This window comes from Flavobacterium marginilacus (assembly GCF_026870155.1).
Taxonomy (GTDB): domain Bacteria; phylum Bacteroidota; class Bacteroidia; order Flavobacteriales; family Flavobacteriaceae; genus Flavobacterium; species Flavobacterium marginilacus.
On sequence record NZ_CP113975.1, the window covers coordinates 1,398,820 to 1,422,491 of the forward strand.

Here is a 23,672-nt window from a genome sequence, read left to right on the forward strand (position 1 = left end):
ATATACTTATGTTTCTTTTTTAAGAAGCTGATCCTGTTATCCGCTTCAAGTCCTCGCAGAAAAGCAGATTTTCTAAAGTTACAAAAAGAGCTTCCTTTGGCCGCTTTTTTGCAGCAAGAAAATTTTGCTTTTCCTGCTCCGGGCTTTCCACTGCTATCCTACCGTGTGGACACATCTTTTAATAGGCCACAGATGACACGGATTGAACGGATTTAAATCGATAAATTTGTTGTTTTTTTTAAAAATGTATTGAAAAAAACATAAGTTTTATACATAATATTTTTAGTATACAACCAAAAAATCAGCGATAATCTGCCCAATCTGCGTGCTATTTTAACATAAAATATTTGTGTCCATACGGTAGACTGCTATCAGGGCTAGTGGCTGGGCGTTTTCTGAATTTACAATTTATTTAGGCAGCTCGTACATTTTAGGCAAAGAATTCACTAATGCCGATTTTGTTTTTGATGCGAATGTTTTAAAATCAGCTGCATTAGATGCAGTCGGTGTTGGAACGTAATACCCGTCTTGATAATTGGTCCAAAAAACAGCATAGCTTATTTGGATGTTGTTTGCTGTCAATGCACTGTATAAATAAGTCGAAAACCAATTGGCTATCGGAGAAACACTTGCTGTAACTTGATAACCAGTTTCTGTCATGGCAGCAATTTTCACTTTGTCTGCGGCTAAATCGGATATCATTTTTAGTTTAGCATTAGCTTTATCAGCTCCAGTCTGCCCTTGATTATTAAAGTCACCGTAATTATCTATTCCCAAAACATCAACATATTTATCTCCGGGATAACGGCTCAAATAATCTGTCGCTTTTGAATAAGAATTATCAGGAGAAAATGCATATAAAATATTGTGAACTCCTTTGGTATCTCTTAAGTAAGTAACAGTAAACTGATAAGCTGCTTTATATTCGTCTGGTGAACAAAAATTAGCGCCCCACCAGAACCAGCTTCCGTCGAACTCATGAAAAGACCTAAAAATAATGGGAATTAATTCTCCTTTAGAACCTTTTAAATTTGATATCACACTGGCCACTTTGTCAAGTTTTTTCTTGTACCATTCATGATTGGTTCCGCCAGGCAAAATGCTTTTGAAAGCCGTTGCTTTTTCCTCTGAGGTCATGTCTGCGGCATAAAAACTTTCGTCTTTATTAGGTTCTCTGATGTGCCAGGAAAAAGTGTTGATCATTCCTTTGGCGTATGCCTCTTTAACATCATCAGTTATAGTAATTTCCTGTTGGTAATACCAATTGTTTGTTTGTCCATTATTGTTTTTGTCGGTAATAAACATAAAATCAGAACCCAAAACAGCGGGATCGTATCCAGTTGTTTTCTTCATGTCTGATTCAGCCGAAGAGCCATTATTGTAAATGCCACTAAAAGCATCCTGCTGTCCAATTGCAAATTTGGTTTTAGCAAGTTTTTTTAGGTTATAAAATAAAGCAGCCGTTTCAGCCGTAGCGTTTGGGTCAGCCATATAGGTTTTTACATTTTGTGTTGTTAAAACATCAGTAACTACAGGTGGTTCAGTCACCGGATCAGGTGCTGAAGCTGAGCTGTCTCCAGAGCAGGCCGAAAGGAATGACAATCCGATCAGAATTGTCAGAGTATAAATTTTTCTCATAAATAATGTACGATTTAGATGCTATTTGAAATCGACTGAAAGAGCATCGGCATAAAGCGTTCCCGATGCAAATCCTAAGGCTAGCATGATTCTGTATTTTTTTGTTCCAGCTGGAAGCGTAAATGTTTTGGTGTAATACGTCCAGTCTGTTGTTGCGGTTACAAAAGCAATATTTTGATCACCAGTTTTTTGATCTCCGGTTCCGGTAAATTCGACACTGAATAATCCGTTATTCCATGGATCTTTACCCTGTTTTATGGCATCTGATTTTAACCATCCTGAAATTGTTATTGAGACAGCATTATCAGGAACTGTTGCAATCTGATCAATTCCAGTCCAGTCAAAAGTGGCAGAATTTAGAACAAGCGCAGCCTTGCCTTCTTTGAAAACAGCTGTTGAAACAGCTGCATTGCCGCGCCAGGAAGCTGTTCCGTTTTCAAAATCGGTATTTGTTAACACTGCTGTCTGCGATCCTGAAGCTGTGGCTGTATTTTTTGCATTTTCTTCTTGCTGTATTTTATCCATCTGCTCTTGTGTAATAGCAACAGCTTTTATATCGTCAAAAAAAATAGTTCCATTAGTCTGTCCTAGTGCCAGCATTACTCTAAGCTTTGAAGCTCCTGCAGGAACAGCAATTATTTTTTTGTAAAAAGACCATGGTGTTGTTCCTAATACTGAAGCGATACTTTCGTTTTTAATTCCTTTCTCACCAGAATTTAAAAATTCAATATCAAATTTTCCAGTGTTCCAGTCATTTTTGCCTTTTTCTACTCCCTCAGTTTTTATCCATCCGCTTAATTCGATGGCTGCTGTATTTTTAGGAATAGTGGTAATCTGGTCTACAGCTTTCCATTCGGCTCCCACATATTGAGTAATGGTACAGCTGTTTTTACCTGATTTTTTATCATAAGGCGAAATAGCTGCATTTTCTTCGCCTCTCCAATTTAATAAATCAGTTTCAAAACCAGCATTTTTTATAAGGTTGGTCTGCGCATTATTTGTCACAGTAATAAAAAAAAGACTTAATACAAGCAATGCTTTCATAATGATTAAATTTAGAGGTTACTTTAAATTAAAACGGGATGTTTTCTAACTTTCGATTCGGTGAATTAATTCAATGCAGGCTCTTCCGTTATGATAGGGACATTTCCAGAATCCGGCTTTGTCTTTTTTCATAATCGAATAGTCGCTGAAAATTCCCCAAAACCACTCTCCGTTTTTTTTGTCGATGATGTGTTTTTGTGTAAAATCCCAGTTTTTGAAAATTATATCCAAATATTCCTGTTTGCCGGTAAGCTGCCAGGCTGTAAAATAGCCTATCATCAATTCGGATTGAGGCCACCAGTGTTTTTCGGCAATTAATTCATTAGTTTCCGGGTCAAATTCATACCACAATCCGCCATCTTCATCAATTCCTTCTTTGGTTACATCGGCAATTTGAACCGCATATTTTTTGTATCGTTCTATTAAATTGTCATCACCTGCAATTTCTGCACATTGCAGTAAAAGCCAGGCTGCTTCAATGTCGTGACCATAGGAGATTACGTCTTTCTTCTCTATCCAATTTTCATCAAAAAAAAGTCTCAGATGTCCTGTTTCAGTATTGATAAAATATTTTTCGATAGTTTCTAATAATTCTATAATGACTTTTCGCAATGATTCGTCTTTCCAGACTTTATATAAATTGGCATAACCTTCAACGATGTGCAGATGAGTATTCATCGTTTTCTTTTCGTTGGCGTCTTTTTCGCTTAAGCGTAAGTCATCTATAGGTTTCCAATCGCGTGTAAAAGCTTCTAAATAACCGCCTTTTTCATTGTCATAACTATGTTTTTGAATTCTATTGTATAAGGCAATAGCAAGATGTAATGATTTGTTGTCTTCGGTTACCGAATAGTATTCGCTCAGTCCATAAATGACAAAGGCTAAAGCATAAATTTGGTTTTTGGTGTCTTTTGGAGTTCCATCATAATTGATGCTCCAAAAGATACCTCCAAATTCAGTGTCGTAAAAGTGTTTCGAAATATATTCGAAAGCACGTTTAGCTGTGTCTAAGTGTTCTTGTTTTTTAGAAATTTTATAAGCTGCAGAAAAGGTCCATAACAGTCTCGCATTAAGTACAGACCCTTTTTCAGCTTCATTATTTGTATTGTTATTGTAATCTATCTGCCCGACAAAACCTCCGTTTTTTTCGTCCAAAGTATTTTCCATCCAATAAGAGAGAATGCTTTGAAGTTCAAGCTTTAGTTCTGTTTTTAGATTTTTTAAATTAGAATTCACAATTATGAAATTTCTTTGTTTCTATTCACCTGATTGATGATGGCATTTACAGAACCTGCAGAAGTTAAAGTGTCTTCAGGAGTATTGATAACATAATCTACTAATCTTTCTACAGAAGAAACAGCTACGTGCATTCTTGTGTCTGAAGAAGCATAGTAAATGAAAACGGTACCGTCTTTATCTTCAATCCACCCATTAGAGAATAAAACATTAGAGACATCTCCAACTCTTTCTATGCCTTCTGGTGCCATAAAATGTCCGGCAGGAGCATGAGTTACTTTTGAAATATCATTCAGGTCAGTCATGAACATGTATAATGTATAACGCAGACCTGCAGCAGTGTTACGCACACCGTGAGCCAAGTGCAGCCATCCCTTTTCGGTTTTAATCGGTGCTGGTCCAAGACCGTTTTTTAATTCATATACTGTGTGATATTGTTTTCCGTAAATGATTTTTTCTTCCTTTACGACTGGATTAGTCATATCGTCAATATAGCCAAGCCCAATTCCGCCACCGTTTCCAACATCAATAAAACCATCTTGCGGACGGGTGTATAAAGCATATTTTCCGTTTACAAATTCAGGGTGCAGTACCACGTTGCGCTGCTGTCCTGTATTTGATACTAAATCCGGCAGTCTTTCCCAGTTGATTAAATCTTTGGTGCGTACAATTCCTGCATTGGCAACAGCCATACTGGTGTCGCCTTTTGGAGCGGATGGATCTTTTCTTTCAGTACAGAAAATACCATAAACCCAGCCGTCTTCATGCTTTATTAAACGCATGTCATATACATTGGTATCAGGTTCTTCTGTTTGAGGTATGACACATGGTTTGTCCCAAAACTTGAAATTATCTACTCCATTAGGGCTTTCAGCAATAGCAAAAAAAGATTTTCTGTCGGCTCCCTCAACACGCACTGAAAGGACATAATTATCATTCCATTTCATGGCACCAGCATTGAATGTTGCATTTATCTGAATTCTTTCCAAAAACAGCGGATTTGTATTTGGATTAAAGTCAAATCTCCATTCAAGCGGAGCGTGTGCAGCTGTTAAGACTGGATTTTTATAGCGAGTGTATATGCCGTTTCCAATGCCTTCCTGAGGCTGGTTTTTTGTTTGTATTAGGGTGTTAAATTGTTTTTCAAGTCCAGCTTTTATTTCTTTTAAATCTGGCTGTAGTGCTGTTGTATTCATAGGTTGAATTTTCTAGATCGGTATTATTTATTTATATTTCTTTTATCATTAAGTTCATCTTCAATGGCTTGTAGTTTTTCTTCCGAAAGGGGGTAGAAAACGATGAAAAGTACCGAGATAGCCGCTGCAATTGCAGGAAGAATGCTCAGCATTAATTGTATTCCAGTTTGTGCGGTCAATGTTTGTGCTACATTGGCTTGAAAACCAAAGTATCCCAATAACCATCCTGTTGCTGCTCCGCCGATTGTCCATCCAAATTTTTGAGACATTGAAGAAGCTGAGAAAATAAGTCCCGTTGCTCTTCGTCCTTGTTTCCATTCAGAATAATCGGCACTATCGGCATACATAGACCAGATTAAAGGGAATATACAGCCTGCACAAATGCTAATAAGTACTTGGAAAACCATAATAAGGATTATATCTTCTTTTCCTAAATAATAGAAAATTATACTCAAAACTGCAGCAAGAGCCATAGCGCCAAAGAACGTTTTCTTTTTCCCGATTTTATTAGCAATAGGTGTGGCAGCAATAACACCAATAATGTTAGCCGCTTGTCCTAATACTAAATAAAGTGTGGTTGGAGTCATTGCAAAATTTTCTCCCAAAAAGTTAAAACTATAGCTTACAGTGCTGCTTACATAGTATTTAAAATAATAAACAGCTGCTCCGTCACGTATTGAATTGAATATCAATGCTCCGATTCCGGCTCCCAATAAAATCCACCAGGGTCTGTTTTTAAGAAGGTCATTTAAATCTTCTTTTAAATTAGGTTTTTCATCAGTTAACGGCTGAACTCTTTCTTTGGTAAGAAAAAAACAAGACCAAAAGAAAATTGTTGTAATCATTCCAAAAACGGCAATCGTATATAACCAGCCTGTTTTAGAGTTCAAACTTCCGCCAAAATGATTTACCAAAGGCTCGATTAGCCACAAAGCCAATAGACTTCCGCCAAATGCAAAAACCATACGGTATGAAGAAAGTGTGGTGCGTTCTTTGCGGTCAGCAGACATTACTCCTAGCAGTGAAGCATAGGGAACATTAATTATAGAATAAATCATCATCATTAATGAATAAGTAACATAGGCGTAGATTATTTTGCCTTTTTCATCAAAATCAGGAGTATAAAAAGTAAGTACACCAATTACTGCAAACGGAATTGCTGTCCATAATAAATAAGGTCTGAATTTTCCCCAACGGCTTTTGGTGCGGTCTGCAGCAATACCTACCAAAGGGTCAAAGCAGGAATCCCAGATACGTGTAATTAAAAACATTGTTCCAACAACGGCTGGTGCTATTCCAAAAACATCTGTATAAAAAAACATTAGGTACATGCTGAAAATTTTCCAAAACATTGAGGAGGCGGCATCTCCTAATCCGTAACCAACTTTTTCTTTTAATTTAATTTTTTCTTCCATTTTTTAGGTTGTTGTCTTTTGGTGTTATTTTTTATATAAATTTATTTTGGCAGCATCTTTTTCAAAAAAGATGTTGTTTAGATTATAGAAATCTACAAAATCTTTTTCACTGACTTGTCCTTTAAAAGGAGCGTAATAATGCATTTTTTGTTCTTTTTCCTGCCAGCCGTGATTTCTCCAAACTAAGACATAAGATATTTTATACGTTCCCATTGCTTTCATCAAAGTGTCTGTCCACCATTTGTCATAAGGAATAGCTTCATAGCCAGTTTCTGCAAATGCAATGATTTTGTTTTGCTCTTTGGCAATCTGATCTATTATGCCAAATTGTTTTTGACAGTTTTCTACAAAAGAATTGTCTTTCAGCGGGTCATTGTAAATGTATTTATCAAAGCTTAAAATATCAGCGTATTCTGACCCTGGATAGTATTCTAAAAAATCTTCTTTAGACGTAAAATCAGCTGTATTGTATACATAAATTAAATTATGAAGGCCTTTCTTTTGAAAATAATCAACTGTGAATTTCCAAAGTTTTTTAAATTCTTCGGGGCTTCCGTTGTTTTTACACCACCAAAACCAAGTGCCGGTAAGTTCATGATAAGGACGGTATAATATTGGGATTAGATTCCCTTTATTATCCCTTAAAGTTAAAATGTATTTTACTGCTTCATCCAGCCAAGCTTTATATTTTTCATGACTAACACCTCCCGGCAAAGCCGAAGCCAATGATTTTTGAGTTGTATCCCAGGCATTTCCACCTGTTAATGGGTTGTTTGAATGCCAGCTAAGAGTAATAACACCGCCTCTTTTATGTCCGTCAATGATGAATTGTCTCATTTTATCAAAGGGAATTCCGTCGATGTTTTTATCCGATTTGTATTCAAGTCCTCCTAAATCCCAGCCATAGACGGCAGGATAATCTCCAACAACGTCTTTTACATCGCTGCGTCCATCCTCATATTTCCAGTTTACGCCATATGCCAAATCATCCTGATGGCCGAAAAGGATTCCCTTATTGCTTGTTCTGTGTAGATTTTGATATAATAGAATGGTGTTTTTTGTCGCTTTTTTATCGGATAATGATAATTTAGTATCACTATTCTGTGATTGAGCTGTGAAAAACACACTCAAAGCAAATAAAAAAGACATTATGTGGTTTGTTTTTGTCATAATTTATAGTAAAAGTTTTTAATGGTGCTGCTTAGACTGTATTTAGTGTGAATTAAGTCTCAGAGTGTTGTGTTTTTTGAAAACTGTTATTCTATATTTATATTAATTTTTTGATAAAATGTTAAAAAAAATATCGTTTTAAAATGATTTATATTTTTTAAGGATATTTTTACATTCAAAAACATAAATTCATTTTTCAAAGATAAAGTAATAACATCTTTTGAATTAATATTATTTTATCAAATTTATATCTTATTATTGCAAAAAAATAAATGAATTATGAGCGCTTTTAAAGATTTTCACAGAGAAATAGTTCCACTAGCGGCACAAGACAGTTTTTTGGTTTTTGACAGGATTAAAGATGAGTTTGATTATCCGGTGCATTATCATCCCGAGTATGAAATCAATTTTATATTAAACGGAAAAGGAGTAAAACGCGTTGTAGGTGACACTATAGAAGAGATTGATGATGTTGAGCTGGTGCTGGTAGGGCCGAATTTATATCATGGTTGGGAACAATATAAGTGTAAAAATAAAGATATTCATGAGATAACGATTCAGTTTCATAATGATCTTTTTCATGATTTTTTGCTTTCCAGGCGAATTATGACTCCAATTAAAGAGATGTTTAATCGTTCTGTACATGGTATTTTATTTTCAAAACAGGTAGCAGAAATGCTTACTCCGCGGTTAATAAAGATATCAAAGCTGGATGGGATGGATTATTTTCTTGAAATCATATCAATTCTCTATGACCTTGCCAACTCTCGTAATCAAAGGCTTTTGTCTACTTTTACTGTTGAAAATGATACTTTTGAGGAGTATGATAAGATGAAGTTAATCTATGATTATATTCAGAAGAATTTTGCTGAGAAATTATCATTGGAAGAGGTTGCCGGTGTTGCCAGTATGACTACTATTTCTTTCAATCGGTTTATAAAAAAACGTACAGGAAAGACATTTGTTAATTATATTAATGATATTCGTATTGGTTACGCAGCCAGATGGTTAGTAGAGAAAGATCTCAGTATATCTGAGGTTGCGTTTAAATCTGGGTTTAATAATATTGCAAATTTCAACAGAAGTTTTAAGTCTTTTAAGAAATGTACTCCCAGTCAGTACCGTGATGATTTCTCAGGATTGAAGCGAATTCTGTAGAAAACTTGTGATTATGTTATGAAAAGTCCTTTGAAAGTAATTTAAAGGACTTTTTTGTTTTTAATAATTATTTATATCGCTTTAATTTTAAGTTTTAAATAATAATAACATAAAAAAATATTGACTAAATTTTATTATATGTAATTTTTATTTCCATTTTGAAAATATATTATCATTAAATGATATAATAATATTAATTTAATGTTTACTACTGTTATAAATTTGTTAATTATAAATCATACTAATTAATACCAAGATAATTTCCGAATAACCCTTTTCGGGGATTATCAAACTTAACTAACAAATTTTTATTATGAAAAAACTATTGTCTAATTTAATTCATTGGAAAGTCAGCCACAGACCAATTCCTTTGATTTTGTTTTTATTATTATCATGCAGTTACATTACGGCACAAACAAAAGTGCAGGGAGTTGTAAAAGATGATAAAGGGCTTACTATTCCAGGGGTAAATATCACTGTTATAGGTTCGGGAAAATCAGTTTCAACTGATTTTGATGGGAAATTTGCTATAGATGTTCCTGCAAATGCATCATTGTCCTTTTCTTTTGTAGGTTTTAATACGCAAAAAATTGCTGTAGACGGGAGAACAACTATCAATGTCATTTTAAAATCTAGTGCAGAAGATTTAAAAGACGTTGTAGTAATTGGTTATGGAACTGTAAAAAGAAAAGACGTAAACAGTGCTGTTTCTAGTATTAGTTCAAAAGATATCGAAAATATAAAGGTAGCTTCTTTTGACCAAATGATGCAGGGTAAAGCTGCTGGTGTTGTTATAAATAATAACTCTGGTGAGCCAGGAGGAAATGTTTCTGTAAAAATTAGAGGAGCATCATCATTGACAGGCACAAACGAGCCTTTATATGTAATTGATGGTGTGCCAATTTCAGGAGATGCAAGAAATTCATCTACATCTGGAAGAAATGCATCTGGAAATTCTAATTTTTCTAATGCTGGAAATATTACATATAGCCCTTTATCACTTATAAACCCTAGTGATATAGAATCTATTGATATTCTTAAAGATGCTTCTGCTACAGCTATTTATGGTTCTAGAGGCGCTAACGGTGTTGTTCTTGTGACAACAAAATCTGGTAAAAAAGGAACAGGAAAATTAACTTACGAGAATTCTTATTCTATCAGTAATCTGCCAAAACAATTGCCTTCAATGAATCTGCAGCAATATGCGGCACATCAAAATGCTTTAGCAACTGTATATGGTCTTGGTCTTCGTCCAGAATTTGCTCATCCAGAATATTTAGGAGCTGGAACAGACTGGCAGAAAGAAATTTACCAGACAGGAATTATGAAATCGAATCAATTGTCTTTTTCAGGCGGTAAAGACGGCGTGAATTATTATATCTCCGGTGGTGCATTAAATCAAGAAGGTATCGTAATTGAATCGGGTTTCAAACGATATAATTTTAGATCTAATATTGATGCTAAACTTAATAAGTTTATAAAAGTCGGTGCAAATGTCAGCGGTACAATTACTGATGAAAAATTAACTTTAAACGGTCAGTTTAATGGAGTAGTTGCTACTTCTCTATTATCAACTCCAGATGTTGCAGTTAGAGAATTGTCAGGGTCTTTTGGAGGACCAATTAGCGGACTTTCATTCGTTAATCCTGTTGCAACTTCTTTATTAGGATCCAATACATTGGTTAGAAAAAATTATTCCGGAAATTTTTATACGCAGATTGATCTGTTTAAAGGATTGGATTATCGTTTTGAAGCGGGTGGATATATTTATGACAATTTAGGACAGCAGTATGATCCAATGTATTCTTTAGGAAATGCTGTAAAAAGCTATGCTAATTTATATTATAATCCATCTTCTGGTAATTCATGGAACTTGAAAAATATGCTTACCTATAGAAAAACTATTGGTAAACACAATTTTACAGTTTTGGCAGTACAAGAATCTAATAGAGCACATTGGGAAGGGTATTCTATTAATGCTACTGGCTTTAAAGACAATAGTCATCATGAACTTGCGTATTCTGATTTGTCTAAAGCAATTGTAAGCAGTCCATACGAAGGAGATCAAACTATGTCTTCTTATTTAGGAAGGGTTGTTTATGATTATGGCGATAAATATGGGATTTCGGCATCGATAAGATCGGATGGATCTTCAAAGTTTGACGTTGGTAAAAAATGGGGTACTTTTGGCGCATTTGGTGCTTCTTGGAAACTTTCTAATGAGGCTTTCATGGAGAGTACTAAAAAGTATGTCGACAACATAAAATTTAGATTTGGCTGGGGACAGACAGGTAACAATCAAATCCCTAATAACTTATATGATTCTAATCTGCATTTGGTTAACAGTTCAATGGGGAATTCTTATTTGCCATCAAACACGAATAATGCAAATTTAAAATGGGAAACTCAAGAGCAGACTAATTTAGGTTTAGATTTTACAATGTTTGATTCTAAACTAACTGCTTCTGTGGATGTGTATAATAAAGTTTCTAAAAATTTCTTGTATCAAGTTCCTTTGCCAAACTTCCTTTCTGGCGGCGGTGATTATGAAGGTGGTGTAAATCCTCCATATTTTAATCTTGGAAGTATGAGAAATAGAGGTATCGAGGTTACACTTGGTTATTCTCATAACTTTACTGAAAATTTTTCATGGAATGCTAATTTGAATTTATCTAAATATGTAAATGAAGTAACGGATATGGCAGGATTAAACATTGTTAAAACAATGAATACACTGGCTTATAGTACAGTTACTGTTTCCAGAACAATGGAAGGTTTGCCAATAGGGTCATTTGTTGGTTATCAGGCTGAAGGCATTTATAGAACAGATGCTGATTTGTTAACTTATGGGCATGATACTAATGGAACTAAAACAATCCTAAAAGATGGTACAAATTCATTATTGCCAAATTTCCAAAAAGGAGATGTAATTTATAAAGATCAAAATAATGATGGTATTATTGATTCAAAAGATTTAGTTGCAATTGGAAATCCTAATCCAAAATTAACTTACGGATTTACGAATAATTTTAAATATAAAAATATTGATTTGTCTATTTTTCTTCAGGGAACTGTTGGAAATAAATTAATGAATTTAACTCGTGCATCTGGTACAATGAATAATGGTGTTGGAACAAATTATTTGACTGAAGCAGCAGATTTTTATTCGGCTGATAATTTAGATGGTGCTTTACCAAGACCTTCAGCTTATGACAATATAAATAATGCGGTATCATCTCGTTTTATTGAGGATGGATCTTATTTGAGAATTCAAAATCTAACTTTAGGATATTCTTTACCGTCTGATATTATTTCAAAAATAAAATTGTCAAGATTGAGATTTTATGCCTCTGCGCAAAACCTATATACTTTTACCAATTACAAAGGTTATGATCCTGAAGTAGGTTCTTATAACCAAGATGCATTATTATCTGGTATTGATAACGGACGTTATCCGACTCCTAGACAGATATCTTTTGGTTTTAATGTTGAATTTTAATACGTATTAATATGAAAAATATAATAAAAAGAAGCAGTGTTGTTGCTATGACATTGATATTGTTGGTCTCATCTTCTTGTTCTCAGGATTTTATAGATGTGCCGGCACAGGGAACACCTACTTTAACTAACTATTATGACTCAGATTTAAAACTGGATAATGCAGCTAATGGATTATATGGTCTTGTATGGTTTAATATGAACAAAGCGGGTTATTATGGTATTACTGATGTGATTTCTGGTAATATGTATGCTGCTCCGTATAATGATTTTGGTAAATTCACCGATTTGAGTTTTACTAGTACGGCATCCTATATTTCTGATTCATGGAGATCATGTTATGGTGCTATTGCAAATTCTAATGCTTTTATCAATGGTCTGCCTACAGGTGTTGGGCCAGAAGTTAGTAAAGAAGCATTAAATAATGCATTAGGAGAAGCACATTTTATCAGAGCTTTTTCTTATTTTTTCTTAGTGAGATTATGGGGTAATGTGCCTATTATTGAAAACACTGCTGATTATTCTGCAAATTTTGTGACTCCGAGTAATCCAGTTGCAGATGTTTATAAATTTATAGAAAATGATTTAAAATTTGCCGCTGCAAATTTGAGAATAAAAGTAAGAGGTTCTAATTATGCTGCTAATGCGCACGTATCAAGCGGGTCTGCTAAGGCTTTTTTAGCAAAAGTATATTTATATGAGAAAAAGTATGACTTGGCAAAAGCTATGGCTTTAGAAGTAATTAATAGCGGAGAGTTTAAATTATTAGGAGGAGATGAATTGCCTACAAAATCGTTTGCAGATTTATTTTTGCAGATGAACAATAATAATGAAGAGTCAATCTTTGCATGGCAATGGACAGGGACAGCAACTTATTTTGACGGTAACTTCTCTAATACAACTTTTGCTCCTGAAAATAGATTGGTAGAAACTACTTATTCTGCTCAGATTGCACCATCTCAGGATTTAATTAATAATGTTTTTGAGGCTGGAGACAGAAGAAGAAGAGAGACCTTTATGCTTTCTGGGGATTATTATCCTAATTTAACTTATGCTAAGGATCTTAGTGTTGATGCTCCTTATATTTTAGGATATACATTTGATACAACATCAGCAACTTTACCTGACGGGAAAACTGCGAATCCTACACTTAATGGAGTTCAAAACTCTGGAGCAGGGCTTAAAAAATATGTAATCGGAAAAGAAAATTTACCTATAACAGGGAAATTTAATAAGCCTTTTAATGGAGAAAGCAGTATGAACACGTATCAGATGCGTTATGCTGAGTTATTATTGATTCATGCAGAAGCAGCTATAGGTTCTCAGACAGGAAGCACCACAGATGCATTGGCTCTTAAATCTTTCAATGCAGTCCGTAAAAGAGCAGGACTGTCTGCAAAGGCATCAATTACTTTTGATGATGTATTCAAAGAAAGACGCGCAGAATTGGCTTGTGAAGGAGATTACTATTTTGATTTGGGACGTTTGCCTTTTGCTAAAGCTAAAGCTATACTAGAGGCGCAAAATAGAGGAGATAAAGACAATCCTAAACACATAACGATTACTGCTACAAATCTTTTACTGCCTTATCCAGCAGATGATTTGATTAAAAATCCAAAATTGACAGAAGTAGCTCCGTATACTTTTAAATAATTTTTAAAATTAAAAATATGAAAAATATAAAAAATGTTACGTTGACAGCATGTATTGCATTGATGTTCTCTTTAATGCTTTTTAGTTCATGCTCCGATGATTCTAATACTTCAGACAGTGCCGGTCCTCCAGTTGTAGAATCAGTAATGCCGTCAGGTTATACTGAAGATGGTGTTATTTTGCCATTAGCTCCAGTTACTAAAGGAGATCCTAAAAGTTATTATATCATCCATGGTAAAGGTTTGCTTACAACGCAGAAAGTGTACTTTAATGATTTTGAGACTTATTTTCGTCCAACTTTTGTAACAGATACTGATATTGTTATAATGATTGATGAAAGCACGCCGTATGCTAACGCTTCTAATAAATTAAAAATAGTTACCAATTACGGAACTGTTCTTTATGATTTTGTTACAGCACCGCCGCCGCCAACTTTTAATTGGTTCAATTCAATAAATGCAGCAGCAGGTGATGTAGTTACTATTGATGGAAAGTATTTTTTAAATCCTGTTGTAAAAGTTGGCACGCAGCAAGCAACTATAGTTTCTTCTACGTTGACAGAGATTAAGTTTAAGATGCCAGCTAATTCTGCTGATAAATTGGTGACAGTTACAAATATTACTGGTACAGCAGCTTCTAGTCTAGCAGTTGGTGCAGCATTGTATGACGATGCAATACAAGGTGATGCAGGACATTGGACTTGGAGCGGTAACGAGTTTAATACAAATTATACTGTAGATAAAGCCCAAGGAAACGCATCCCTGAAAATAGCTTTTGGAGGTTGGGATGGTGCTGATTTGAAGTTTAATTCTAGAGATGTTTCAAAATATAAAGCATTTAGAGTTAAGATTAAAAGTACCTCTGCAAATCCTGATGCCAAATTGAAATTTGTTTTTGGAGGATGGGCTTATCAAATAGTAAAATCAATAAATACATCATGGACTATTATTGAGATTCCGTTCTCAGAGATTGGAAATCCTACTACTTTTGATCAATTGACATTTCAAGAAGCCGGAAATTTTGGCGGTAACACCATATTAATGGATGAGATGGGATTTGTGTTAAAATAATTTTTAATTTGAGTTAGTTGAAATATTCCCTAGTTGAAAAATTAGGGAATATTTTTTTTACAGCAGTTCTTATGACTTTAAATTTGAAATACTCAAATTCACTATTACATTGTTTTTAAGTGTATTTTGAAAAAAAAGTATCAATATACTTGACTTCGATTCATTATTTTTGAGAGTTAAACTTTTGACAAACCTTTTTATAAATGTTGATGAAAAATTTTAAAACATCCTTTTTTTTAGTACTGATTTCTTTTAGCTTTTCTGTTTTTTCACAATCAGCTTTGAAAAATTCTCCAAGAGAACATATTTTGTTAGACAAAGATTGGAAATTTGCTTTTGGTCATCCATCAGATACTAAGAAAGACTATAATACTGGAACAGCCTATTTTTCTTATTTGGCAAAAGCGGGTTTTGGTGACGGCGCAGCCAATGCTTCTTTTGATGACCGTTCCTGGCGTAAATTGGATCTTCCTCACGATTGGGCGGTAGAGCAGGGTTTTAGTCCTGAAGCCAGTTTTAGTCACGGCTTCAAAGCCATTGGCCGAAATTTTCCTGACAAAAGCATCGGCTGGTACCGTAAAAAAATAACCATTCCCGAAAGTGATTTGGGAAGACGGATCCATATCGCATTCGATGGTGTTTTCCGTAATTCCATTGTTTGGGTAAACGGTCATTATTTAGGAAATCAGGACAGCGGTTATCTGGGTTTTGAATATGACATCACCGATTATATTAATTATGGAGGTGAAAATACAATCGCCGTCCGTGTAGATGCAACTATGGAAGAAGGCTGGTTCTATGAAGGAGCCGGAATCTATCGTCATGTTTGGCTTAATAAAACTAGTGAGCTTCATGTGCCGGATAACGGCACTTTTGTGAAAACAAAAACAAAAGACAATACGTCAGCAATTGACGCATTAGTAACACTTGCAAACGAAGGAAAAACTGCTAAATCATTCAGAATTAGTCAAACTGTTCTGGATGCGTCAGGTAAAAATGTTTCAGAAAAAACAATAAATTCCTGCGTTTTAAACCCAAGAGAAACCAAAGACTTTTCAACAGATTTGATTTTGCAGAATGCAGTACTTTGGTCACTTGAAAATCCTTATTTGTATAAAATGATTACCTCCGTTTATGAAGAGGATAAGCTGGTAGATACTTTTCAAACTTCTTTTGGAGTAAGAACTATTCGTTTTGATGTCAATGAGGGCTTTTTTCTTAACGGAAAACATGTCAAAATAAAAGGAACAAACAATCATCAGGATCACGCTGGAGTAGGAGCGGCCATGCCGGATGCATTGCAGTATTTCAGAATCAAAACCTTAAAATCCTTTGGAAGCAATGCTTATCGCTGTTCTCATAACCCGCCGACTCCCGAATTGCTCGAAGCTTGTGACCGTTTAGGAATGCTGGTTATTGACGAAAATCGTTTAATGGGGAGCACAGAAATGCATCTGACAGATATCAAAAAAATGATCGAACGTGACAGAAACCATCCTTCTATCATTAGCTGGAGTATCGGAAACGAAGAATGGGGAATTGAAAACGACATAGTTGGTGCCCGAATTGCGAGTTCCATGCAGTCCTATGTAAAGTCAATAGACGATACCAGGCCAGCAACTGCTGCTTTTAGCGGTGGCATTGGCAGTAACGGAATAACAACGGTTATGGATCTGTTGGGGATCAATTATATCGTGAATAAAAGCACGGACAAGCAACATGAATTATTTCCAAATCAATGTATTTGGGGAACCGAAGAGGGCAGTACCAATGCCACTCGTGGTGAATATTACCGCGACAATCAAAAACACATTATGCCGGCTTATGATAAAGCACCAAGTTCGAGTTTTATTAGTATAGAACAAGGCTGGAAACATTATAATTCCCGCCCGTATCTGTCGGGAATGTTCATTTGGACAGGATTTGATTATCGCGGTGAGCCTACACCTTTTGAATATCCTTCAACAGGTTCTTATTTTGGGATGGTAGATCAATGCGGATTTTATAAAGATGACGCTTGGTACTTGAAAGCGTGGTGGCAAAACGAACCTGTTCTCCATCTTTTGCCTCACTGGAACTGGGCAGGAAAGGAAAATCAAAGCATAGAAGTCTGGGCGTACAGCAATTGTAACGAAGTAGAACTTTTTTTAAACAAGAAAAGTTTAGGTAAAAAAGTAATGGAAAAAGACGGCCATCTCGAATGGAATGTCAATTACACTCCCGGAACTCTTGAAGCAGTCGGGTACAAAAACGGAAAGAAAATCATAACCGATGCCGTAAAAACTACCGGCACAGCAGCAGTTCTAAATTTAGCATCCGATAAAAATAATATTGAAGCTTCCAAAAATGATATCGCAATGATTACAGTGAGTGCCAAAGATAAATCAGGACTTTCTGTTCCAATTGCTGATAATGAAATTACTTTTTCAATCACTGGACCTGGAAAAATTATTGGTGTTGGAAACGGAAATCCAACATCATTGGAAGCTGATAAATATTTAGAAACCAACACCGTTTTGAATATTGAAAATTTAAAAGAAAAAATAGCAGCTGATTTCAATATTTCAGAAGAAACGCAGGAAAATGTTAGTACCGAATCTTGGCAAAAAGCCTTTACAGACGACAGAGATACTATTTTTGGTAAAAAAGTAAAAGCAGTCGTTTACAGAACTGAGTTCAATTTGCCGGCAAACTATAACGAAACGGAAATTAATTTGTTCTATAACAGTCTTGGGAAAAAACAATCCATTTTTATTAACGGAAATAAAATCAGCAATGAAATTCCAGAAAACAAAAAAGGAGATTCATTTGTATTGGACAAAAAAATCCTGCATTCAGGCAAAAACACCATTGCAATTATCACCCAGCCTTTATTGAAAAAATACAAATGGGATGTTGTCAATCAAAACCCGGGAACGATCCAGATTATTACCAAAGCCGAAAATTACAAGCGTAAATTATTCAATGGTTTGGCACAGGTAATTGTCCAAACAACCGGGGAAGCAGGAGAAATTACGTTAACAGCAGTCAGTAAAGGCTTGAAGAATGCTGAAATAAAAATAAATGCAATAAATAATTAATAGAATGTGGGCGTGCCCTCACCAAAAAAATGGAGAACAAGATCATATAGTTTTAAAAAAAAACCGCAAAATCTGCAAGATCTGCGTGCCAAACAAAAAAATAAACATCTGTACAAGAATACCACTGCAATAACAAAATATAAAAAAATGAAAAAATCACTTCTCTGCTTACTTTTAAACTGCATTGCAATTCAAGGCTTCTCCCAAGGAAATGTCTATAAACAAGGAACCGGAAAATTCGAAGGTTTGGCCATGACACCGCCAATGGGCTGGAACTCCTGGAATACTTTTGAAACTAACATCGATGAAAAACTCATAAAAGAAACCGCAGATATTATGGTTTCTACCGGAATGGCAGCTGCGGGTTACAACTACATTGTTCTTGACGATGGCTGGATGACAAAGGAAAGAGATAAAGATGGAAATTTAGTTCCCGACCCAATAAAATTCCCAAGCGGAATGAAAGCTTTAATCGAGTATGTACACTCTAAAGGTTTGAAGTTTGGTTTGTACAATTGCGCGGGAACACATACTTGCGCAGGTTATCCGGGAACACGCGGTTATGAGTACCAAGATGCTCGTTTTTATGCCAGTTTAGGAATCGATTTTTTGAAATATGATTGGTGTAATACGGCAGGAATTAATTCTACAGAAGCATATACAACAATGAGCAACGCACTTAAAACCGCTGGAAGACCAATTGTTTTCAGTCTTTGCGAATGGGGTGATACAAAACCTTGGGAGTGGGGAAAACCAATTGGAAACTTGTGGAGAATTTCGGGAGATATTTATCCTTGTTTTGATTGTGAATTCCACCACGAAGAAGGAAATTGGTCATCATGGGGATTCATGAAAATTGCCGAAATGCGTAAAGATATTCGTAAATATTCAGGACCAGATCATTGGAATGATTTTGATATGATGGAAGTAGGCGACGGAATGACCAATACCGAGGACAAAACACATTTTGCGATGTGGTGTATGATGGCTTCTCCTTTGATTGCGGGAAATGATTTCAGAAAAATGTCAAAAGAAACTTTGGCGATTCTAACCAATAAAGAACTAATTACGGTCAATCAGGATAAATTAGGAATCCAGGGATTCAAACTTTCTGCGGAAGACGGACTGGAAGTTTGGGTAAAACCATTAGCTGATGGAAATTGGGCTGTTACTTTCTTAAATAGAACCGACGCTCTTAAAAAAATCAATTTCGACTGGAAAAAAAATTCAATCAAAGATGCCGATTTTGGCTTTGAAGCCGATTTTAATAAAACAATATTTAAAATCAAAGATCTTTGGAAAAACAAAGAAGCGGGAACTACTAAGAAGAATTTTACTGCTGATATAGCTTCTCACGATGTAATTACACTTCGATTAATTCCTTAAAAATGATAGAGATGAACTTTAAATCTAAAATTATTCTGCTTTTGCTGGTACTAAGCAGCAGTATCGCAAGCGCACAATTCGTAAAAAAGCACGGACAGCTAAGCGTAAAAGGAACTCAGCTGGTGGATAAAAACCAAAGCCCAATTGTTTTGAGAGGCGTAAGTTTTGGCTGGCATAGTATGTGGCCAAGATTTTATAATGAAAAAACGGTAGACTGGCTGAAAAAGGATTTCAGCTGCAATATTGTGCGTGCAGCATTGGGAATCGAAATTGGGCAGTATGCTTATATAAAAGAACCTGAATTTTCTAAAGAAAAAATAGATGCGGTTATAAAAGGTGCAATCAAATCCGATATTTATGTGATTGTCGATTGGCACAGTCATAATATTAATTTGAAAGAAGCCAAAGAATATTTTGACGGAATCTCCAGGAAATACGGGAAATATCCAAATGTAATTTATGAGGTCTTTAATGAACCGGACTACGAAACCTGGCCGGAAGTAAAAGCCTATGCCGAAGAAGTAATTAAAGTCATTAGAGCAAACGATCCGGATAATATTATTTTAGTAGGATGCCCAAGGTGGGACCAAGATGTAAATTTACCAGCAGCTGACCCTATAAAAGGCTATGATAATTTAATGTACACCATGCATTTTTATGCTGCAACGCATCAAAAAGAGCTTAGAGATAGAACAGATGAAGCCATAAAAAGTGGTTTGCCTGTTTTTATCTCAGAATCGGCCGGAATGGAAGCTTCTGGTGACGGTCCTATGAATTATACTGCATGGCAGGAATATATTGACTGGATGGAGAGTAAAAAATTAAGCTGGGTAGTTTGGTCAATTTCTGACAAGACAGAAACATGTTCGATGTTAAAAAAATCTGCCAGTTCTGAAGGAAATTGGAAAGATGAAGACCTGAATGAATCTGGTTTGAAAACAAAAGAACTGCTAAGAAAATTTAATAGTAAGAATTAGATTTAAAAAAACATAAAAACCAACTTTTCAACGAGTTGGTTTTTTTTTGTGTTCCAAAAAGAACTATATTGCGCCTCTTTTTTGGCAGCATTGGACGCATCTACATTGATAGTAACTATATGAAATTAACATTAAAATTAACGACTTACTTTAAATTGGTACTGTTAATCATTAGTATTTGTTCGCTTTTTATATTGTTATTTCTTTCCCTTTATTTATATACAGTACAGCAGGAAAATGATGTTTTCAAAGCTAATTCAAATCAATATAAAACAGAGATAAACCGATTATTTGATTTTAATTCGAAAACCCAGATAGTTACCATAAATGATCTTACTTATTGGGATGCTTTAGTCAATTTTACAAAATCGAAAGACACACTTTGGTTTAAAAAATATATTGCAAATGAATTTCCTACTTATGAGGTAGATTATATTTCGATTTATGGTCTCGATAAAAAGTTTATTACAAGCATTGCAAAGCCTGATTTTAAATCCAAAGATTTTATAGCAAAACAGGCTATGAGAGTTTTGTATAAAACCAAGTTTTCCAGATTTTACATGAGAGTTCCTGAGGGTATAGTCGAGGTGCTTGGAGGAACAATTCATGCTTCAAATGATCCTAGAAAAATTAAAACGAAACCAGCCGGATATATGTTCATGGCTCGGTTATTAGATAAGGAATATTTTAAAAATTTAGAAGATATCTGCAGTTCTAATGTCCGGCTCTTAAATAATGAAGATGTCAGTCTTATTGGAGATAAAAAAATGACATCATTAATACAGCTTAAAGATCATAAAAATTATACAGTTGGGAAATTATTGTTTGAGAGATCTTCTTATCTTAATTTTGAAAGAACCAAAGAACTGCTGCTGATTATTGTCATTACTACATTGATAGGACTTATAGCCGCGGTTTATTATTCCAGAAAATGGGTTTACAGACCATTGCGTTTAGTAACAAATATTTTAGAGACCGACAGAGAGATTTCAATTAGTCTGTTAAAAAGGGAGCCAGGGGAATTTGGACATATCGGAAATTTGTTTGAAGATCATAGAAAGAATCGGTTTCAATTGGAAAAATCCAAACAGAAAGCTGAAGAAAGTGATAAACTAAAGTCGACTTTCCTTGCTAATTTATCTCATGAAATTAGAACACCGATGAATGCTATTATCGGGTTTTCAGATTTGCTTTTAAATGAAAATTTAAGCGAAGATCTGAAAATGAAATATTTGAAAATCATCAATAGCAGCGGCAAAAGTTTGGTGTCTATTATTGAAGATTTAATTGAAATGTCAAAGATTGATGCCAAACTGATAATGCCCAATTATAAAGGGCTGGATATTGAAAAATGCATTAAGGAACTGTATAATACACTAAAAGTGACAATACCTGAGGATAAAAGCATTAATTTTTATATTAGCGAAAGCACTGAGAAATTAGAAAATAATATTTTAACGGATGAAGTAAAGCTGAAGCAGATAATTGTTAACCTGCTTACAAATGCAATAAAATTTACAGACAGCGGACATGTTGCCTTTGGTTATTCGATAGATAAAGAGGAACAGCTGATAGAGTTTAGGGTTGAAGATACAGGTATTGGAATCAGTAAAAATGATCTGAAAGTTGTTTTTGACCGTTTTCGAAGAGTTGAAGATGATTATTCAATATCACTTAGCGGATTAGGATTAGGCTTATCTATTTCCAAGGCTTATGTTGAAATGCTTGGCGGTGAAATTCATGTTGAATCAGTTTATGGAGGAGGTTCTGTTTTTAAATTTACAATTCCATTGATTTACGAAGAATATATTGAGGAAAATAAAGATCCCGATGAAGAATGCCTGAATAAAAACTCTGATTCTAAAAATATTTTAGTAGCTGAAGATGATAATATCAATTTTTTGTTGTTAAAAACAATATTGGAATTAAAAAAACACTCTGTTATAAGAGCAAGAAACGGTCAGGAAGTAGTAGATATCAGTAGATCAAATCCGGCGATAGATTTGATTTTTATGGATATTAAAATGCCGGTTTTAGATGGTTATGAGGCTTTTGAAATAATTAAAAAAGAGAATCCAGATCTGATTGTAATTGCTCAGACAGCTCATTCTTCATCAGAAGTGAAAGAAAGAATAATGAAAGCCGGTTTTTCAGCTTATATTACTAAACCTTTAGATAAAGAAAAAATCTATGAAATAATTACCAAGGTGTTTCAAAACAATTCAGCTAATTAGATTTATTTTATTCAAAAAAAAATGAGGACTTTCGATTAGGAGTCCTCATTTTTTTTCGTTTTACTAAGTGAGGTTATAAAACAGTAAGATCATAGCTGTAAAGGTAATCTTCTCTTACAAAACCCATTTTATGATATAATTTTTGGGCTGCATTATTATTTTTGGCGGTTCTCAGACGAATTGTAGGAGAGCCCAGCTCTTTAGCAAATGCTTCAGTTTGTGTAATTAATTGTTCGCCTATTCCTTTTTTTCGTGCTGATGGATCTACAAAAAGATCGTTTAAGATTAGTATTCTATTGAGTGCCAATGAAGAAAAAGTGATGTAAATGAGTGCAAAACCAATAATTTTATCAGGATATGCATCATCATAAGCTACAAAAATTACGGCTTCATTATTTTCTAATCTTTCTTTTAGATAGGCATAATGTTTTTCATAATTGGATGGGTTTTTATAAAAAACTACATATTGGTCAAACAGATTTGTTAATTGATCCAAGTCTTGAATGTTAGCTTTTCGTATCATAATTGTGCTGGTTGTGTTAGTTAGAAAACTAAATGTACAAAAATAATAATCATGTATTTCAATAATATTTCAGATTTAATTGGTTTAACGCTGTTTTCTTACTCAAAAAGCAAAAAAAAATAGCATTATTTCAGTTTAATGTTACGGTATTCGCTTTTAAAAGTTTCTGACACGAATTACACTAATCTGCACGAATTAAGATTGCTGTTTAATTACACAAAATCTTCGAAACTGTAAAAAGTTGTAAAATTTGATTTCAATTTTGATAAGAATTAGTGTTAATTGGTGAAATTCGTGTTTATCTTTTTTTAAATGCGAATGCCGTGGTTTAATGTGCATTGTAATTTATATTTCAAATTTAGGGGCTGTTATTTGAAGAAGTATATTTTTTCAG

The 23,672-nt window shown here is 34.5% G+C and carries 15 protein-coding genes; 8 read left to right on the forward strand and 7 right to left on the reverse strand.

The genetic code is table 11. The annotated features are described in order from the left end of the window. Positions 1 to 408: 408 nt before the first annotated feature. The 6 genes from OZP07_RS06130 to OZP07_RS06155 are packed head-to-tail and all read right to left on the reverse strand — an operon-like array spanning position 409 to position 7,678. Entirely contained in the window at positions 409 to 1,638 is a 1,230-nt protein-coding gene (locus OZP07_RS06130) for a glycoside hydrolase family 26 protein (RefSeq protein WP_281637659.1), read from the reverse strand. A gap of 21 nt (positions 1,639 to 1,659) precedes the next feature. Further along, positions 1,660 to 2,682, reverse strand: coding sequence for a carbohydrate binding domain-containing protein (locus OZP07_RS06135; RefSeq protein ID WP_281637660.1), 1,023 nt, complete (start codon positions 2,680 to 2,682; stop codon positions 1,660 to 1,662). A gap of 45 nt (positions 2,683 to 2,727) precedes the next feature. After that, positions 2,728 to 3,918: an AGE family epimerase/isomerase gene (locus OZP07_RS06140; RefSeq protein WP_281637661.1), complete on the reverse strand. Its 1,191-nt coding sequence runs from the start codon at positions 3,916 to 3,918 to the stop codon at positions 2,728 to 2,730. A gap of 2 nt (positions 3,919 to 3,920) precedes the next feature. Next, positions 3,921 to 5,114 carry a glycoside hydrolase family 130 protein gene (locus tag OZP07_RS06145; RefSeq protein WP_194642558.1) on the reverse strand — a complete coding sequence of 398 codons (1,194 nt, stop codon included), beginning with the start codon at positions 5,112 to 5,114 and terminating at the stop codon, positions 3,921 to 3,923. Between the two features lie 23 nt (positions 5,115 to 5,137). Continuing rightward, positions 5,138 to 6,529, reverse strand: coding sequence for an MFS transporter (locus OZP07_RS06150; protein ID WP_194642557.1), 1,392 nt, complete (start codon positions 6,527 to 6,529; stop codon positions 5,138 to 5,140). Between the two features lie 24 nt (positions 6,530 to 6,553). Next, the gene (locus OZP07_RS06155) at positions 6,554 to 7,678 is read right to left on the reverse strand and encodes a glycoside hydrolase family 26 protein (protein WP_281637662.1); all 1,125 of its coding nucleotides are present in this window, start codon (positions 7,676 to 7,678) and stop codon (positions 6,554 to 6,556) included. Positions 7,679 to 7,978: 300 nt separating this feature from the next. Between OZP07_RS06155 and OZP07_RS06160 the strand changes: the two genes are divergently transcribed. The 8 genes from OZP07_RS06160 to OZP07_RS06195 all read left to right on the forward strand — a co-directional run bounded on the left by OZP07_RS06160 (position 7,979) and on the right by OZP07_RS06195 (position 22,755). Further along, positions 7,979 to 8,857, forward strand: a complete 879-nt coding sequence (locus OZP07_RS06160) for an AraC family transcriptional regulator (RefSeq protein ID WP_194642555.1) — start codon at positions 7,979 to 7,981, stop codon at positions 8,855 to 8,857. A 313-nt stretch (positions 8,858 to 9,170) separates the two neighbouring features. Continuing rightward, a complete protein-coding gene (locus OZP07_RS06165; RefSeq protein ID WP_281637663.1) occupies positions 9,171 to 12,356 on the forward strand; it encodes a SusC/RagA family TonB-linked outer membrane protein in 3,186 nt (1,061 codons plus the stop codon). Between the two features lie 11 nt (positions 12,357 to 12,367). Beyond that, positions 12,368 to 14,008 (forward strand): RagB/SusD family nutrient uptake outer membrane protein, encoded by a 1,641-nt coding sequence (locus OZP07_RS06170; RefSeq protein WP_281637664.1) that lies wholly within the window; start codon positions 12,368 to 12,370, stop codon positions 14,006 to 14,008. Between the two features lie 17 nt (positions 14,009 to 14,025). Further along, complete coding sequence (locus OZP07_RS06175; protein ID WP_194642552.1) at positions 14,026 to 15,078, forward strand: IPT/TIG domain-containing protein; 1,053 nt, start codon at positions 14,026 to 14,028, stop codon at positions 15,076 to 15,078. Between the two features lie 209 nt (positions 15,079 to 15,287). After that, on the forward strand, positions 15,288 to 18,158 hold the full coding sequence (galA, locus tag OZP07_RS06180) for a beta-galactosidase GalA (protein WP_281637665.1): 2,871 nt from the start codon (positions 15,288 to 15,290) through the stop codon (positions 18,156 to 18,158). Positions 18,159 to 18,305: 147 nt separating this feature from the next. Next, entirely contained in the window at positions 18,306 to 19,544 is a 1,239-nt protein-coding gene (locus OZP07_RS06185; RefSeq protein WP_281637666.1) for a glycoside hydrolase family 27 protein, read from the forward strand. 11 nt (positions 19,545 to 19,555) lie between these two features. Then, complete coding sequence (locus tag OZP07_RS06190; RefSeq protein ID WP_281637667.1) at positions 19,556 to 20,521, forward strand: glycoside hydrolase family 5 protein; 966 nt, start codon at positions 19,556 to 19,558, stop codon at positions 20,519 to 20,521. A 119-nt stretch (positions 20,522 to 20,640) separates the two neighbouring features. Continuing rightward, complete coding sequence (locus OZP07_RS06195; protein ID WP_281637668.1) at positions 20,641 to 22,755, forward strand: ATP-binding protein; 2,115 nt, start codon at positions 20,641 to 20,643, stop codon at positions 22,753 to 22,755. 73 nt (positions 22,756 to 22,828) lie between these two features. On the opposite strand, the gene OZP07_RS06200 is transcribed toward OZP07_RS06195, so the two are convergent. Then, a complete protein-coding gene (locus tag OZP07_RS06200) occupies positions 22,829 to 23,278 on the reverse strand; it encodes a GNAT family N-acetyltransferase (RefSeq protein WP_281637669.1) in 450 nt (149 codons plus the stop codon). Positions 23,279 to 23,672: the final 394 nt, after the last annotated feature.

Excerpts from the sequence above, each read along its gene's own strand:
- OZP07_RS06170 (WP_281637664.1), top strand. The coding sequence starts at position 12,368 with ATGAAAAATATAATAAAAAGAAGCAGTGTTGTTGCTATGACATTGATA.
- OZP07_RS06195 (WP_281637668.1), top strand. The coding sequence starts at position 20,641 with ATGAAATTAACATTAAAATTAACGACTTACTTTAAATTGGTACTGTTA.
- OZP07_RS06135 (WP_281637660.1), bottom strand. The coding sequence starts at position 2,682 with ATGAAAGCATTGCTTGTATTAAGTCTTTTTTTTATTACTGTGACAAAT.
- OZP07_RS06145 (WP_194642558.1), bottom strand. The coding sequence starts at position 5,114 with ATGAATACAACAGCACTACAGCCAGATTTAAAAGAAATAAAAGCTGGA.
- OZP07_RS06165 (WP_281637663.1), top strand. The coding sequence starts at position 9,171 with ATGAAAAAACTATTGTCTAATTTAATTCATTGGAAAGTCAGCCACAGA.
- OZP07_RS06200 (WP_281637669.1), bottom strand. The coding sequence starts at position 23,278 with ATGATACGAAAAGCTAACATTCAAGACTTGGATCAATTAACAAATCTG.
- OZP07_RS06155 (WP_281637662.1), bottom strand. The coding sequence starts at position 7,678 with ATGTCTTTTTTATTTGCTTTGAGTGTGTTTTTCACAGCTCAATCACAG.
- OZP07_RS06160 (WP_194642555.1), top strand. The coding sequence starts at position 7,979 with ATGAGCGCTTTTAAAGATTTTCACAGAGAAATAGTTCCACTAGCGGCA.
- OZP07_RS06175 (WP_194642552.1), top strand. The coding sequence starts at position 14,026 with ATGAAAAATATAAAAAATGTTACGTTGACAGCATGTATTGCATTGATG.
- OZP07_RS06185 (WP_281637666.1), top strand. The coding sequence starts at position 18,306 with ATGAAAAAATCACTTCTCTGCTTACTTTTAAACTGCATTGCAATTCAA.
- galA (WP_281637665.1), top strand. The coding sequence starts at position 15,288 with ATGAAAAATTTTAAAACATCCTTTTTTTTAGTACTGATTTCTTTTAGC.
- OZP07_RS06150 (WP_194642557.1), bottom strand. The coding sequence starts at position 6,529 with ATGGAAGAAAAAATTAAATTAAAAGAAAAAGTTGGTTACGGATTAGGA.
- OZP07_RS06130 (WP_281637659.1), bottom strand. The coding sequence starts at position 1,638 with ATGAGAAAAATTTATACTCTGACAATTCTGATCGGATTGTCATTCCTT.
- OZP07_RS06190 (WP_281637667.1), top strand. The coding sequence starts at position 19,556 with ATGAACTTTAAATCTAAAATTATTCTGCTTTTGCTGGTACTAAGCAGC.